At 68.2% G+C, this 14,697-nt stretch carries 15 protein-coding genes, 1 tRNA gene and 1 pseudogene; 12 read left to right on the plus strand and 5 right to left on the minus strand.

The window, feature by feature from the left end:
• Positions 1 to 191: 191 nt before the first annotated feature.
• Positions 192 to 329: a hypothetical protein gene (locus tag ACOHX0_RS14125; protein WP_420677571.1), complete on the minus strand. Its 138-nt coding sequence runs from the start codon at positions 327 to 329 to the stop codon at positions 192 to 194.
• 46 nt (positions 330 to 375) lie between these two features.
• Between ACOHX0_RS14125 and ACOHX0_RS14130 the strand changes: the two genes are divergently transcribed.
• The 3 genes from ACOHX0_RS14130 (at position 376) to ACOHX0_RS14140 (ending at position 3,171) form a co-directional block, all read left to right on the plus strand.
• Positions 376 to 1,302 (plus strand): GNAT family N-acetyltransferase, encoded by a 927-nt coding sequence (locus tag ACOHX0_RS14130; protein ID WP_420677572.1) that lies wholly within the window; start codon positions 376 to 378, stop codon positions 1,300 to 1,302.
• Positions 1,303 to 1,669: 367 nt separating this feature from the next.
• On the plus strand, positions 1,670 to 2,425 hold the full coding sequence (locus ACOHX0_RS14135) for an SDR family NAD(P)-dependent oxidoreductase (RefSeq protein ID WP_420677573.1): 756 nt from the start codon (positions 1,670 to 1,672) through the stop codon (positions 2,423 to 2,425).
• Positions 2,426 to 2,607: 182 nt separating this feature from the next.
• Positions 2,608 to 3,171 carry a sugar O-acetyltransferase gene (locus ACOHX0_RS14140; RefSeq protein ID WP_420677574.1) on the plus strand — a complete coding sequence of 188 codons (564 nt, stop codon included), beginning with the start codon at positions 2,608 to 2,610 and terminating at the stop codon, positions 3,169 to 3,171.
• A gap of 241 nt (positions 3,172 to 3,412) precedes the next feature.
• Here the strand turns inward: ACOHX0_RS14140 and ACOHX0_RS14145 are convergent, their stop codons facing one another.
• The 3 genes from ACOHX0_RS14145 to ACOHX0_RS14155 form a co-directional block, all read right to left on the minus strand.
• Positions 3,413 to 5,230, minus strand: coding sequence for an ABC-F family ATP-binding cassette domain-containing protein (locus ACOHX0_RS14145; protein WP_420677576.1), 1,818 nt, complete (start codon positions 5,228 to 5,230; stop codon positions 3,413 to 3,415).
• 170 nt (positions 5,231 to 5,400) lie between these two features.
• On the minus strand, positions 5,401 to 6,138 hold the full coding sequence (locus tag ACOHX0_RS14150) for a GNAT family N-acyltransferase (RefSeq protein WP_420677578.1): 738 nt from the start codon (positions 6,136 to 6,138) through the stop codon (positions 5,401 to 5,403).
• Positions 6,139 to 6,167: 29 nt separating this feature from the next.
• Positions 6,168 to 6,641, minus strand: coding sequence for an outer membrane protein assembly factor BamE (locus tag ACOHX0_RS14155; RefSeq protein WP_420677673.1), 474 nt, complete (start codon positions 6,639 to 6,641; stop codon positions 6,168 to 6,170).
• A gap of 100 nt (positions 6,642 to 6,741) precedes the next feature.
• Between ACOHX0_RS14155 and ACOHX0_RS14160 the strand changes: the two genes are divergently transcribed.
• The 9 genes and pseudogenes from ACOHX0_RS14160 (at position 6,742) to ACOHX0_RS14200 (ending at position 13,898) form a co-directional block, all read left to right on the plus strand.
• Positions 6,742 to 7,323: a YceD family protein gene (locus ACOHX0_RS14160; protein WP_420677580.1), complete on the plus strand. Its 582-nt coding sequence runs from the start codon at positions 6,742 to 6,744 to the stop codon at positions 7,321 to 7,323.
• Between the two features lie 228 nt (positions 7,324 to 7,551).
• A complete protein-coding gene (gene rpmF, locus ACOHX0_RS14165; RefSeq protein ID WP_420677582.1) occupies positions 7,552 to 7,758 on the plus strand; it encodes a 50S ribosomal protein L32 in 207 nt (68 codons plus the stop codon).
• 38 nt (positions 7,759 to 7,796) lie between these two features.
• The gene (plsX, locus tag ACOHX0_RS14170; protein WP_420677584.1) at positions 7,797 to 8,918 is read left to right on the plus strand and encodes a phosphate acyltransferase PlsX; all 1,122 of its coding nucleotides are present in this window, start codon (positions 7,797 to 7,799) and stop codon (positions 8,916 to 8,918) included.
• 17 nt (positions 8,919 to 8,935) lie between these two features.
• Entirely contained in the window at positions 8,936 to 9,907 is a 972-nt protein-coding gene (locus ACOHX0_RS14175; protein WP_420677585.1) for a beta-ketoacyl-ACP synthase III, read from the plus strand.
• A gap of 91 nt (positions 9,908 to 9,998) precedes the next feature.
• On the plus strand, positions 9,999 to 10,301 hold the full coding sequence (gene ihfA, locus ACOHX0_RS14180) for an integration host factor subunit alpha (protein ID WP_008207184.1): 303 nt from the start codon (positions 9,999 to 10,001) through the stop codon (positions 10,299 to 10,301).
• Between the two features lie 15 nt (positions 10,302 to 10,316).
• Positions 10,317 to 10,487: pseudogene (locus ACOHX0_RS14185) on the plus strand (MerR family transcriptional regulator); the annotation flags it as partial.
• Between the two features lie 1,119 nt (positions 10,488 to 11,606).
• Complete coding sequence (locus ACOHX0_RS14190; RefSeq protein ID WP_420677682.1) at positions 11,607 to 12,503, plus strand: hypothetical protein; 897 nt, start codon at positions 11,607 to 11,609, stop codon at positions 12,501 to 12,503.
• A gap of 105 nt (positions 12,504 to 12,608) precedes the next feature.
• Positions 12,609 to 12,685: transfer RNA gene (locus tag ACOHX0_RS14195), tRNA-Pro, on the plus strand.
• 133 nt (positions 12,686 to 12,818) lie between these two features.
• Entirely contained in the window at positions 12,819 to 13,898 is a 1,080-nt protein-coding gene (locus ACOHX0_RS14200; protein WP_420677587.1) for a 2'-deoxycytidine 5'-triphosphate deaminase, read from the plus strand.
• Positions 13,899 to 14,102: 204 nt separating this feature from the next.
• Here the strand turns inward: ACOHX0_RS14200 and ACOHX0_RS14205 are convergent, their stop codons facing one another.
• Positions 14,103 to 14,630 carry an AsnC family transcriptional regulator gene (locus ACOHX0_RS14205; RefSeq protein WP_475682895.1) on the minus strand — a complete coding sequence of 176 codons (528 nt, stop codon included), beginning with the start codon at positions 14,628 to 14,630 and terminating at the stop codon, positions 14,103 to 14,105.
• Between the last annotated feature and the right edge of the window lie 67 nt (positions 14,631 to 14,697).

A 14,697-nucleotide genomic window follows, 5' to 3' on the forward strand; every position in this document is an offset into this window, starting at 1 on the left:
CGCGTCCGCCGCGCCGCTTTCCGGCACTTACCGCAGGCACGGCGGACGACTTGGCCGCTCCCGAGTGCCTTCGGGTCCAGTCTGGGCGCAGTGTGCCGCGCGCTTGGGACCCGGTCCGCACGGGCTTGACGCGGCGTTCCGGCCTGGCGCTCCGGCGCCCTATTCAGTCGTCGGCACGCTCCCCTGACCGATCAGGACAGCAGAACCTGCAACAGCGTCAGGATCAGGAACACCGGCAGCGACAGCGCCGTGGCGAGCAGAGTGGCAGCGGCCTTGGTCATCCGCGGCGCGGGGGCGGCCTGCCCCAGGATCCGAGTCGTTTTTTTCATGCCCCAGATTAACCGCCATTTAGGTTTCGGAGCCGTAAACAGGTGTATGCTCGATTTCCAGACTGCCGCCGCCATGCCCCGTCAGCCCGCCTGCAGCGGCGCCCCGCGCGCCCTTCAGCAAACTCCCGAATTCACCCGCGCCCTGTGCGCCTGCGGGCAGCGGCCGCTGGTGCTCGCCCGGCTGCAAGACACGGTGGTGCTGCGCCGCCGCCTGCCCTGCGGACTCAGCGCCGCGATGGTGGCCCGCGCCCGCCTCGAAAAACCGTCGCAGCTCCTGGAGATGCTGCGGGAGGAAGGTCTGCGCCGCACGCCGGTGATCCTGTCGCCCGAGGCCCCGGCGCCGGAGCTTGCCCGCCTCGGCGCGGTGCCGCTGATGAGCCCGGCCCATGCCGCGCTGCTCGCGCTCGACCCGGACCCGGAGCGCCGCCGCGCCGCGCTGCACCAGAAGTGGCGCAACCGGCTGAAGCGCGGCGAATCGCATGGGCTCCGGCTTACCCGGCAGAACCTGCCCCTCGACCCCGGCCACTGGCTGTTTGCCGCCGACAGCGCGCAGCAGGCGGCGCGGCGCTACCGCAGCTGGCCCATCGCCCTGACGCTGGCCTATGCGCGGGAGAACAAAGGCCAGGCGAAGCTGTTCCAGGCCCACGCGGGGGGCGAGGCGGTGGCCGCGGTGCTGATCCTTACCCATGGCAGCAGCGCCACCTACCACCTCGCGCAGGCGACGGACCGCGGTAAGGCGCTCTGCGCGCCAAACCTCTTGCTGTGGGAGGCGATGTCCTGGCTGGCGGCCCGCGGCTGCAGGCAGCTGGATCTGGGCGTGATCAATACCGAGGACGCGCCCGGGCTTGCCCGTTTCAAGCTCGGCACCGGCGCCCGCGCGCACCGGCTGGGCGGCACCTGGGCCTTCTGGCCGCCGGTTGGCCGCCTGCTGCGCCCGCTTGCGCGGCTTGACAGGGGGCTGATGTCGGCCTGAGCGGCTGCTCCTCTTTTCCCTGCGGGCCTGTTTTCCCTGCGGGCTTGGCCCATGCTGCGGGCCCTGCCCTTCAGCCTCTGACTGGCGGGCGGGCATTTTGCCAGCGCGCCGCCCGGCGGTGCCCGGAACGCATCCCCGCAGCAGGCGCCCTAGCGGGGACAGTGGAGCGCAGAGCCGCGGTTTCGCTGCCACCGTCCCGGCTGCGTCCGGCAGCGCCTCGGCTTCAGGGTGCCGCCCCGCGCGCGGCCCGCTCCCTTTGGCACCCGCCGCTTTGACTGCCCACTGCCCGCGCGCCCGTGCCGCTGGACAGGAAGGTCCCGGCGCCGTTATATGAACACATGTTCAAATAACGGGAGGAGCCCCGCTCATGAAACTTGCAGATACTGCCGCCGTCATCACCGGCGGTGCCTCCGGCCTTGGCGAAGCCACCGCGCGCCATTTTGCGGACGCGGGCGCGCAGGTGACGATCCTGGACCGCGACGCCGAGCGCGGCAAAACGGTGGCCCAAGAGATCGGCGGCCATTTCGTGGAGACCGACGTGACCGACGAGATCTCTGTCGCCCGCGCCATTGCCTTTGCCGCCGGCAAGATGGGCAAGATCACGGCCTGCGTGAACTGCGCGGGCATTGCCTATGGCATCAAGACCGTGGGCAAGGACGGCCCGCACCCCTTCGACGCCTTCAAGCGCACGCTGGACATCAACCTCGCAGGCACCTTCAACGTCGCGCGGCTTGCGGCGGTGGAGATCGCCAAGAACGCACCCGAAGCAGACGGCGCCCGCGGAGTGATCATCAACACTGCCTCGATCGCGGCCTTTGACGGCCAGAAAGGCCAGGCCGCCTATGCCGCCTCCAAGGGCGGTGTGGCCGGCATGTGCCTGCCGATGGCACGCGACCTCGCCTCCACCGGCATCCGGGTGATGACCATCGCGCCCGGCATCTTCATGACGCCGATGCTGGCGGGACTGCCGGAAGAGGTGCAGCAGCAGCTCGCCGCCGATGTGCCGAACCCGCCGCGTCTGGGCGATCCGGGCGAATACGGCCGCCTGGCGGGGTTCATCGTCGAGATGGGCTATCTGAATGGCGAGGTCATCCGCATCGACGGCGCGCTGCGGATGCGCTGAAGACGCGCCTTGGGGTCCTTGGGCCGGCTGCGGCGCCTTCGCGGTGCAGATTTGGGCTCCAAACTGCGTCTTACTTAAAATCCTGGTCCGGGCCGAAAGCCCGGGCCGGGCGCGGCCTTCCAGCTGCGCGCATTGACAAGCGCCCGCCCGCCAGTCTCCACTGCCGTAAGAGGGAGGCCGCCATGAGCCCAAGCGAACGCCAGAAGATGCAGGCCGGCGATTGGTACAGCTGCCTTGACCGCGAACTGGAAGCGCTGCGCCATCGGGCCCGGCTGGCGGTGCACCGGCACAATAGCGCGGTCCCCGATCCCGCCTGCCGCCTGAGCGCGCCGCTGGCGGCGCTGTTTGCCGGATACGGCGAGGACTGTTTCATCGAAGCGCCCTTTCACTGCGCCTATGGCTTCAACATCACGCTGGGCAGCCGGGTCTATCTGAATGCGGGCTGCACCATCCTCGACAGCGCGCCGGTGCGGATCGGCAATGGCTGCCTTTTGGGGCCGGGGGTGCAGATCTACTGCGCCCAGCACCACAAGGACCCGGACCTGCGCGCCAAGGGGCTGGAGACGGCCCGGCCGGTCAGCCTGGGCGCCGGGGCCTGGATCGGCGGCGGCGCGATCCTGCTGCCGGGCATCACCATCGGTGAGAGGGCCATCGTTGGCGCGGGTGCGGTCGTCACCCGCAATGTGGCCGCGGGCGGCACTGTTGCCGGTAACCCGGCCCGGCAGATACCCGGTCCGGACGCGTGACCGGAACACGCGGCAAAGCTCATCTGACAGAAAAAGTGAAGAATTCCCGGCAACCATCTGATCTTCAGGATTCTTCACGCGGCGCATGACTGCTGCGCCACACCCGTCAACCGGCTGCTCCCGCCCGCGCTAGTGGCCTTGCGGCCCCATCGCGCCGTTGGGCCAGGCGCCGCGCCAAAGGCGCGGCGCGGGTCGCGCCGGTCGCTGCCCGGGGCGAAATATCTCCCGCCTGGCAAGCGGCTCAGCCTTCGGCCTTCTCCTCCAGGAGCAGCCATTCCTCCTCGGCGGCGGCGAGTTTTTCCTGCCGTTCCACCAGCGCCGCGGTGGCCTTCTTGAACTTCATCGGCTCGCGGGCGAACAGCCCGGGGTCCGCCATCAGTTCCTGCAGCTTGCCGATCTCCGCCTCCAGCCGCTCAATCTCGCCCGGCAGCGCCTCCAGCCGGTGCTTTTCCTTGAAGCTCAGGCCGTCCTTGGGCTGGCTGTCCTGTTTCGGCTTGGGCTTGGCGGGCTTCGGCTTGCCGGCCTTCTCAGCCTTCTCTGCGCCCTCTGCGGGCGCGCGCTGTGCGAGGTAGTCGCTCCAGCCGCCGGCATAGGCGGTGGCCCCGCCGCCGCCTTCCATCGCAATCGTCGTGGTGGCGACGCGGTCGAGGAAGTCGCGGTCGTGGCTGACCAGCAGCACGGTGCCGTCATAGGCGTCGAGCAGCTCCTGCAGCAAATCCAGCGTCTCCACGTCGAGATCGTTGGTGGGTTCGTCCAGCACCAGGAGGTTCGACGGCCGCGCCATCAGCCGCGCCAGCAGGAGCCGCGCCTTCTCGCCGCCCGAGAGCGAGCGCACCGGCGCACGGGCCTGGCGCTCGTCGAACAAGAACTCCTTCAGGTAGCCCACCACATGTTTCGGCTGGCCGCGCACCATGACCTGATCGGCCTTGCCGGAAATCCCCAGCAAGGGATCCGCGGTCAGGTTCTCCCAGAGGCTGGCATCGCCATCGAGCTGATCGCGGGTCTGGTCGAACAGCGCGATTTCCAAGTTGGTGCCCAGCCGCACCTCGCCCGCATCCGGCGCCGTCTGCCCCAGGAGGATTTTGAGGAGGGTGGTCTTGCCCGCGCCGTTGGGGCCGACAAAGGCCACCCGGTCGCCCCGCTGCACCTTGATCGAGAAATCGCGCACGATCTCCTTGCCGTCAAACGCCTTGGCAAGGCCCGCGGCCTCGATCACCTTGCGTCCGGATTTGGGGCCTGCGTCCAGCGCCATCTCCGCGGCACCCTGGCGCTTGATCTGGGCGGCGCGCTCCGCTTTCAGATCGTGCAGCGCGCGGACCCGGCCCATGTTGCGCTTGCGCCGGGCCGAGATGCCCTCCACCGCCCAGCGGCTTTCGGATTTGATCAGCCGGTTCAGCTTGTGGCGCTGCTGGTCTTCTTCTTCCCAAAGCTTGTCGCGCCAGGCCTCGAAATCCTCGAATCCCTTTTCCTGGCGGCGCACCTGGCCGCGGTCGATCCACAGCGTGGCGCGGGTCAGCGCGCGCAGGAAGGCGCGGTCGTGGGAGATCAGCACGAAGGCGGTGCGGGTGGATTTCAGCTCATTCTCGAGCCAGGTGATCGCCTCGATGTCGAGGTGATTGGTGGGCTCGTCCAGGAGCATCAGCTCGGGCGCCTCGGCCATCAGCTTGGCGAGTGCCGCGCGGCGGCGCTCGCCGCCCGAGGCGGTCCCGACCGGCCGCGCCGGGTCGAACTTCAGGCCTTCGCCCGCGCGCTCCACCTTGTACATCTCGCCCGGATCCAGCGCGCTGGCGGCAAAATCGCCGAGCGTGGCAAAACCCTCCATCCTGGGGTCCTGCTCCATGTAGCCAACCGATTTGCCCGGCGGCACCACGATGGAGCCCCGGTCGGGCTCAACCAGCCCCGCCATCACCTTCATCAGCGTGGATTTTCCCGAGCCGTTGCGGCCCACAAGCGCAACCCGGTCGCCGGGCTGCACCACCAGATCGAGATCGGCGAAAACCGGCTCACCCCCGAAGGTGAGGGAAATGCCGGACATCTGCAAAAGAGGAATACGTGCCATGGCAGCCAGCTAAACCGGGCAGCAGAGCGCGTCAACGGCTGTCAAGCGGACGGCGCCGCGCGCGCCACCGCGGGCCAAGGCCGAAGGCCGCCGCGCATCGCCCAAAAGCAGGTCAGTATTCTGCATTGAGAACCACCACGCCTAACGGGCACTTCCAATTCTTCCCCGGCTCAGCCTGCCGCGGCGCGCAGCAGCCGCTTGCGGGCGGCAGGGATGGCCGCGATCTCGAGGCCGGTGAACACATGCAGCGTGTTCATTTGCCGGTCCACCACCGCGTGGTCGCTGACCCAGCCGCCCATCGCGAGGTAGCTGCGCAACAGCGGCGGCAGGCGGCGCAGCGCCTCGGCGGTATCAGGACCCGCGCCCGCCGCCGCAGCGAAATGGTGCAGCTCCGCCGCCTTCTCGCCAGGCCGCCAGCGCGGCGGCGCGAGGTGGCGCCGGCGGAGCCAGGCAAAGGCTGCGCTGTACTCCGCCGGGTCTGTCCCCGCAAACGACGCGCAGCCAAACAGCAGCCCCGCCCCCGCCCGGTCCACCAGCAGGGCAAGCGCGCCCCAGGCCAGCCGCAGGATATCCGCGTCGCGCTGCGCGGGATCAATGCAGAAACGGCCGATCTCCGCCATCGGCGCGGCATAGCCCTGAAGCGCGCCGAGGTCATAGTTCTGCGCGGAATAGCTGCGCGCCACCCCGGCGCCGCTCTCCAGAAGCAGCAGGCGGAAGCAACACAGGAGCCTGCCGTCCAAATCCTCGATCAGCACATGGGAACAGATCTCGTCGTAGCGGTCCAGCCCCGCCGCCCGGCTGCCGAAACAGCGCAGGCGCAACGCCTCCGCCGCCGCCAGATCCGCCGCGCCACAGGCCAGACGCGCGCGCAGGCGCCCCTTTTCCAGCAGCATCGCGGGATCGGCCATGACGCACCTTTCCTATGCGGAAGCGGACCCTATTCGTCGCCCAGGATCTGGCCCGCGCCAAAGTTGCCGAGGTTGCCCAGAAGCTGGCGCAGGAAGGTGTTGTCCTGCACGCTGGAGCTGGTTACCCGGCGCTCCAGCGGCACCACGCGGCCGTCTGCGAGGCTGTAGCGCTCCACCGCCTGCACCACGCCCGCGGTGTCAAAGCTGATCGCCACCAGATCGCGCGCCACCGGCTTGGGCTCGGCTGCGCCATAATGGCGGAAGCGGGTTGCCACATAATAATAGCCGCTGTCGTTCAGCACGCCGGTGGAGGACGGCACTCCGATGCTCTCGGCCACGGAATCGCGGGTGTCGACACCGACCACAACCTCGTCCAGCAGCCCGGGCGCGGGCACGTAGCCGTGCTTGCGGTAGACCGCCGCGCAGCCCGCCAGCGCCACCGCCGCGGCTGCCATCACTACGCCGCGCAGCACCGTCTTGGTGTGAAACGCCTTTGCCAATATCCTGCCCCCCAAGCATCCGCACCTTTGCGCGGCTTGAATACGTCTTTGAACCCGATTACCTAATGACCGCTTCCGGTTCAAGAAACGAAAGACTCCGATCATGTCTGACAGCACCGCCTTGCGGGTCGCGGATCTGCCGCAGAACGCCGCGACCGCCTTTGATATCCAGCCCTGCAGCGAGGAGCTGGCGGCGCTGGCCCGTGACCTGGGCATCAACACCCTGCGCAAACTCCGCTTCACCGGCGAACTGCGCGCCCGGGGCAAGCGCGACTGGCAGCTGAAGGCGCATCTGGGTGCCACCGTGGTGCAGGATTGCGTTGTGACGCTGGAGCCGGTCACCACCCGCATCGAGGAAGAAGTGGAGCGCGTCTACCTCGCCCGCTTCGAGACGCCGGACGAAACCGAAGCCGAAATGGCCGAGGACGACCGCAGTGAGCCGCTGGGCACCCATATCGATCCGGCCGCGGTGATGGCCGAGGCGCTGGCGCTCCATATTCCCGCCTACCCGCGCAAGGAGGGCGCCGAACTGGGTGAGGCAGTTTATGCCGAACCGGGTGTCACCCCGATCCGCGACGAGGATACCAAGCCTTTTGCGGGCCTGGCAGCCCTGCGCGGCCAGCTCAAGGGCAGCGAAGATGATGGCGAAGACGGCGGCGGGACCGGCTCGGGCGGCAGCGCCTGAACGGCAAAATCTGCGCGCAAGGCAAATCGCATCTGGCGCCGGGCGCCGCTCTGCCCTAAAAAACCGCTTGCGCCGCAGGAGATTCGCAGTATTTTCGCGCGCTCATCGGGATTTTTGGTTGGACATTGCTTGGGCCTATGCCTAAACGCGCGTCACGACCGATCGAACACCAAAACTAACCGCGCCGCGGGGGATGGCCCCAAGGCCCCAGCAGACAAAGGTTGAGACATGGCCGTCCAACAGAACAAAGTATCCAAATCGCGCCGCAACAACCGCCGCGCGCACGATGCACTGGTTGCTGCCAACCCCAACGAATGCGGCAACTGCGGCGAACTGAAGCGCCCGCACCACGTGTGCCCCTCCTGCGGCCACTACGATGACAAGGAAGTCATCGCAGCTGCAGACGAAATCGAGATTGACGAGGACGCGGCGTAAGCCCGCACCCTCCCCCTTGATGCCAGGCAGGCTTTCGCATGACGGGTAAACCCGCGCAAAATCAGGCAGAAGCCGGCCGCATCATTATTTCGGTTGACGCCATGGGCGGAGATGCCGGCCCCGCGGTTGTGGTGGCCGGCATTGCCATGTCCGCCGAACGGAACCCGGACATCGGGTTCATCCTGCATGGGCCGGCCGCCGAGCTGGAACCCCTGGTTGCCAGGAAACGCGTGCTGAAAGGCCGCGTCGAGATCCGCGATGCGGACAAGGTGGTGACCATGGAGGACAAGCCCAGCCAGGTGATGCGCAACGGCAAGGGCACCTCGATGTGGTCCGCGCTGGATGCGGTGAAAAGCGGCGAGGCGGCGGGAGCGGTCTCCTGCGGCAACACCGGCGCGCTGATGGCGCTGTCGATGCTGCGGCTGCGCAAGCTGCCGGGCATCAACCGCCCGGCCATCGCGATCCTGTGGCCCTCGCGCAACCCGCAGGGCTTCAACGTGATGCTCGACGTCGGCGCCGACGTGAAGGCGGATGCCGAGGATCTATTGCAATACGCGCTGATGGGCACGTCTTACGTGCGCAATTCCATGGATATTGCCCGGCCCCGGGTCGGGCTGCTCAATGTGGGCACCGAGGAGCACAAGGGCCGCGCCGAACTGAAGGAAGCGCACCGGCTGATCGCCGCGAGCGCAGACGCCGCGAGTTTCGAGTTCACCGGGTTTGTCGAGGGCAGCGACATTCCCGGCGACACCGCCGACGTGATCGTGACCGACGGCTTCACCGGCAACGTCGCGATCAAGACCGGCGAAGGCACCGCCAGCCTGATGCGCAGCGCGCTGCGCCAGGCGTTCGAATACTCGGTGCTGTCGCGCATGGCGGCACTCCTGGCGGTCACCTCGCTCAGGCGGCTGTCCAAGCGAATGGACCCGCGGCGGGTGAACGGCGGCGTCTTCCTCGGCCTCAACGGCACCGTGGTGAAATCCCATGGCGGCGCCGATGCCATGGGGGTCTCCGCCGCGGTCAAGCTCGCCTACCGCCTGGCGGAGCAGGGATTCGCCGAAAAACTGGCCGCACGGGTTGCATCTGCCGGCGGGCTTACCCAAGATAATATAGACAAAACGGCCCCCCGCACCCTGCGGACGGCCAGCAAAAAAGACTGACAAAGGCAGGCACTCGAATGACGCTACGTGCGGTAGTTGTAGGCACAGGCCACTATCTCCCTGAACGGGTGGTTGAAAACGCTGAATTCGAAGCCACGCTCGACACTTCGGACGAATGGATCCGCAGCCGGTCCGGCATCGAACGCCGCCATTTTGCCGCCGAAGGGGAGACCACCTCGGACATGGCCACCAAGGCCGCCGAAGCCGCCTTGGCGGATGCCGGTCTTGCGGCCGGTGACATCGACGCCATCGTGGTGGCTACCTCTACCGCGGACCTGACCTTTCCTTCCGCCGCAACCATGGTGCAGGCGCAGCTGGGCATGACCAAGGGCTTTGCCTTCGACGTGCAGGCGGTCTGCGCCGGTTTCGTCTATGCGCTCACCAACGCCAACGCGCTGATCGCCTCAGGCCAGGCGCGCCGGGTGCTGGTGATCGGGGCCGAGACCTTCTCCCGCATCATGGACTGGAGCGACCGTTCCACCTGCGTGCTGTTCGGCGATGGCGCCGGTGCTCTGCTGCTGGAAGCGCAGGAGCTTTCCGGCAGCAACAAGGACCGGGGCGTGCTGGCGACCGACCTGAACTCCGACGGCCGCTACAAGGACCTGCTTTATGTCGATGGCGGCGTTTCCACCGGCACCTCGGGTTTCCTGCGCATGCAGGGCAACCAGGTGTTCCGCCACGCGGTGGAGAAACTCGCCTCTACCGCGAACACCGCGCTGGAGCGGGCCGGGCTGGACGCCTCGGATGTGGATTGGATTGTGCCGCATCAGGCCAATATCCGCATCATTCAGGGAACCGCCAAGAAAATGGGCCTGAGCATGGACAATGTGGTCGTTACGGTTCAGGATCACGGCAACACCTCCGCCGCCTCCATTCCGCTGGCGCTGTCGGTCGGCAAGGCGCGCGGCCAGATCAAGGAAGGCGACCTGGTCGTGACCGAAGCCATCGGCGGCGGCCTGGCTTGGGGCGCGGTGGTGCTGCGCTGGTAGCAGCCGCGCGCTGAATTTGCGCCTGCAATTCATTGATATTGACAGGTAAATTCCCCCCGCCCTATGCTTTGGCAAAACAGCGGGGATTGGAATGGGCGAAAAAACACTGACGCGAATGGATTTGAGCGAAGCCGTTTTCCGGGAAGTGGGCCTGTCGCGCAACGAAAGCGCCCAGCTCGTGGAGAGTATGCTGCAACACATGTCGGACGCCCTGGTGCGCGGTGAACAGGTGAAGATCTCCTCGTTCGGAACTTTCAGCGTGCGGGACAAATCGGCCCGGGTCGGGCGCAACCCGAAAACCGGCGAGGAGGTACCGATTCAGCCGCGCCGGGTGCTGACCTTCCGGCCGTCCCACCTGATGAAAGACCGCGTGGCAGACGGCAACCGTAAGTAACGGGACCAATAGGCCATGTCGAAATCACCGGACGCGTTCCGCACCATCAGCGAAGTTGCGGATTGGCTGGGGGTGCAGGCGCATGTCCTGCGCTTCTGGGAAAGCAAGTTCACCCAGATCAAACCCGTCAAGCGCGCGGGCGGGCGGCGCTATTACCGCCCCGCCGACATGCAGCTTTTGGGCGGCATCAGGAAACTGCTGCACGAAGACGGCATGGCGATCAAGGAGGTGCAGGCGCTGCTGCGCGATTCCGGCACCGCCCATGTCGCGGGTTTCTCCGCGCCGCTGGACGGGGTCTCCCAGACTTCTGAGGACGCATCGGCTGTGTCTGCCGCCGTCCGGGATGAGGGCGCGCCGGCCGCACAGGAGACCCTGGCCGCGTCCGGCGCCGGCGTGCTGCCCTTTGCCGCCGCCGGGCACGCGGAAGTTCCGCGCCAGGCTGCATCGGGCTCCGGCGGAACTGCGCAGGAGCCGCCAGAGCCGGAGCCCGCACACCCGGAACCCGCGCCCCCGGAAACGCCTGCCCCCGAAACGCCGTCACCCGAGGTGCCCGCACCGGACGCCCCGGAGCCCAAAACCCCTGGTCCGGAAGTGCCATCGCCCGGCAGCCCCGGTCCGGACGCGCCGGAACCCGCGCCTCCGGGGCCGGAAATCCCTGCGCCCGATGCGCCCCAACCGGAGACGCCAGGCCCCCGAACGCCTGCGCCGCAAGACCCGGAGCCGGAACCTCCTGCGCCTGAAATCCCAACCCCCGGAACCCCCGGTCCCGATGCACCGGCGCCAGCCGCCCCGGAGCCGGAAATCCCCGCGCCCGATGCGCCCGGCCCGGAAATCCCCGCGCCCGGTCCCCGCACGACCGCAGCGTCCGGCAGGGAAATCTCCGCTCTTGACGCCGCCGGGCCGGAACTGCGCCCGCAAGCCGCCCCTGCCCCTGCAGATGCGCCGGCAGAGGCAGCTGCCGCCCGAACCGCACAGCCAGCGGCACCGGAATCCGCCGACACCGCCATGCCCGGTGCAGGGACCGGGAACGGCGCACCATCTTCTGACACCGCAAGCCCCGACGGACCGTCCCCCGCCCAAAGCGCCTCCGCAGCGCCCGCGGCTGCTGGCACTGCGGCCCCAGCGTCTGCGGCGCAGACTGCCAATACCGAAACACCCGCGGACGCGGCGCCTTCCGGAAGCGCCGCTGCGCCTGCGCCGTCTTTCGCCGGTGCGGCCGAACCGGCCCAGAACAGCGGCTCGCCCTGGTCGGGGAACGCCGACGCAGCGGATTCCGGCCAGCCCGCGTCGGCACCGGCCGCACCGGTGGCGGGAACAGCCGGACCTTCCGACGCGGCACGTTCCTTCTCGCCTCCCCCGCCCGCTCAGCCAGGCCCGGCCGGGCCGCCCGCGGCAGAGACGGCAGAGCGCGGGTCCGCCGCTCCGCAGCAACCCGATGTTGCGCAGACAGACCTGCCCTTCTTCGATGCGGAGGCCGAAGCAGAGCAGGCAGAGGACGATGGTGCAGATGACCTTGCACTGGCCGCGGCCGCCGGGCTGATCGCGGATGAGCCCCTGGCGTTTGACACCGCCGCCTCCGGCCCTGCAGAGGAGCAACCGGCAGACACCGCGCCATCCGCCGATCCCGCGGCCGGCTTCCCGCCGCAGGATCTGGACCCGGCCGCCAAACTGGTGGACGCGCTGCAATTCGCCTCGGGCTTTGATGCCGCCGGGGCGGAATCGGACGCGGAGACGGAGCCGCAGGCAGCAGTAGAAGCCGAGGAAACCACGGACCCGCAGCCCGCAGGCGAAGCCGCCCCCGCTCCGCAAGAGGATGCCGGAGCGGACGCCGCGCCTGCTGTTGACCTGCAGCCGGAGCTGAAGCCGGGGCGTGCCGCAGAGGACGCCGTGGACGCTGCCTTCATTGCCGAAACCTTCCCGGCGAGCGTATCGGCCACCGCCGCCGGCACAGAGACTGGGGACCGGCACGAACCGGCAGCCAGTATGCCAGAAGCGGCCCCGGTGTCCGATTTGGACACGCCCCCGGACAGCCCCGCGCCCGCCGGACCCACTGCAGAAGCCGCGCCGGAGCCACCCGCGCAAGCGGCGCTGCGCCCCGGGGTGCTTGCCCATCTGGCCGCGGTGCGCCGCTTGCCGCCGCAGGCCCTGGCCGATGCCTCCGCCTGTGCTGAAGCGCTCAGGGCATTTGCGCACCGCGGCTGAGGCTTGCCGCTAACACACTCTGGCGGCTGAATTTTGTGGATAGGCGGAAAAAAATCTGCTTGCCCCTCTTGCCCCCGCCGGGAAAACCGGTAGAACGCTCCTTAACGGGCTATGGCGCAGCCTGGTAGCGCGTCCGTCTGGGGGACGGAAGGTCGCAGGTTCGAGTCCTGCTAGCCCGACCAACAAAACGCCCGGGTGCATCGGCACCCGGGCGTTTTGTTTTTTCCTCCGCTTTTTCAAAGCCATTTGCAGATTGCACGAAACGGCGGTATCGGCCAGCATCACTGCCAGCGGCCCGCAGATAGGAATTTGATCATGACCGGCGTATTGCCCAGCCAAGCCATTGAAACCATGCTGTCGCGCGAGGAAATCACCCTCAGCGCGCCGCAGGTGGAGGGGCAGGTGCAGCCCGCGAGCCTGGACTTACGGCTGGGCCAGGTGGCTTACCGGGTGCGGGCGTCGTTTCTGGCGGGCCAGGGCAGCAGCGTCTCCGACCGGCTGAGCGAGTTCGAGATGCACCGGATCGATCTCGCCGGCGGTGCGGTGCTGGAGAAGGGCTGCGTCTACGTGGTGCCGCTGATGGAGGGGCTCGACCTGCCCGCCTCGGTCTCGGCCGTGGCCAACGCCAAGAGCTCCACCGGGCGTCTGGACCTGCTGACCCGCACCATCACCGACGGCGGCGAGGAGTTCGACCGGATCAAGCCGGGCTACAAGGGCCCGCTTTATGCCGAAATCTGCCCGCGCTCGTTCTCGGTGCTGGTGCGGCCGGGGATGCGGCTCAACCAGATCCGTTTCCGCGCGGGCCAGGCGGTGCTGTCGGATGCCGAGCTGAAGATGCTGCACGCGGGCACGCCGCTGGTGGACGGGCCTGCGGTGATCGAGGACGGCCTCGGCTTCTCCGTCGACCTGCGCCCCGAGGGCGCCGATCTCGTCGGCTACCGCGCCAAGCCGCATACCGGCGTGATCGACCTGGACCGTGTCGGCCATTACGACCCGCAGGACTACTGGGAGGAGGTGCGCAGCCGCGACGGCCGCATCATCCTGGACCCCGGCGCCTTTTATATCCTGGTGAGCCGCGAGGCGGTGCATATCCCGCCCGGCTTCGCCGCCGAGATGGCGCCCTACCTTGCCATGGTGGGCGAGTTCCGGGTGCACTACGCGGGTTTCTTCGACCCCGGCTTCGGCCATGACGCGGCGGGCGGCACCGGATCGCGCGGGGTGCTGGAGGTGCGCTGCCACGAGGCGCCGTTTGTGCTGGAGCACGGCCAGGTGGTCGGGCGGCTGGTCTACGAGAAGATGGCCGACGTGCCGCAGCAGCTCTACGGCGCGGGGATCGCGTCGAACTACCAAGGCCAGGGGCTGAAACTGTCGAAGCATTTCAAGTCGCCGGGCTGACCTCCTCACAATAAGGGCAGCGCCGGAACCTCGAGGAGGGTGCCGTCGCGCATTCTGCGAATGCAGCCCCGGAACAGAAAGCTGTCCTTCTACAACGGAGGGCAGCGCCCGGCCCTGGGTGGGTGCGAAGCGCCCTCCCGCGGGGAGGGTCGGGCGCTGCCCGGCCTTCAGCCGGGCGGTAGGTTCGCGGACAGCGCTCCGCCCCTACTTCACCGGCCCGCCCGCCGCCAACGCCTCGGTGGTGCCCGCCTGCACCGGGCGTTCCAGATGGGTGGAGAGCGCCACGTAGGTGCGGGTGGCGCGCACGCCTTCGGCTTCGTAGACCCGCGCGAGCAGCCCCTCCAGCGCGCGCGGCGAAGCGACACGGACCTTGAGGATCAGATTGGCGTCCCCGGCGGAGGAATGGATCTCCTCCAGCTCCGGCAGCTCCTGCAGCGCGAGCAGCCCGGCGGTCACACCCCAGCCCTCGGTATCGACGTGGATGAAGGCCAACAGCGGCTTGCCTGCCGCCGCGCCGTCCAGCTGCGCCACCGTCGCCCGGATCGTCCCCGAGGCGCGCAGCCGTTTCACCCGCTCATGCACCGCCGGCGCCGACAGACCGGCGAGCTTGCCGATCGCCGCATAAGACAGAGTCGCATCGCGGCTCAGCGCACCTAATATTCTTCGGTCCAACTGGTCCACAGGCCGCGGCGCAGGCGCGTCTTTCCGAAGCCTGTCTGTTTTTTCACTCATCGTCTCTTTCCGCAGTTCCCAGAATTTCATTCAGCCGATAGCAGAATGCTCTGAACAATTTTCGAGA

Source organism: Cribrihabitans pelagius (genome assembly GCF_048820915.1).
Taxonomy (GTDB): Bacteria; Pseudomonadota; Alphaproteobacteria; order Rhodobacterales; family Rhodobacteraceae; genus Cribrihabitans_A; species Cribrihabitans_A pelagius.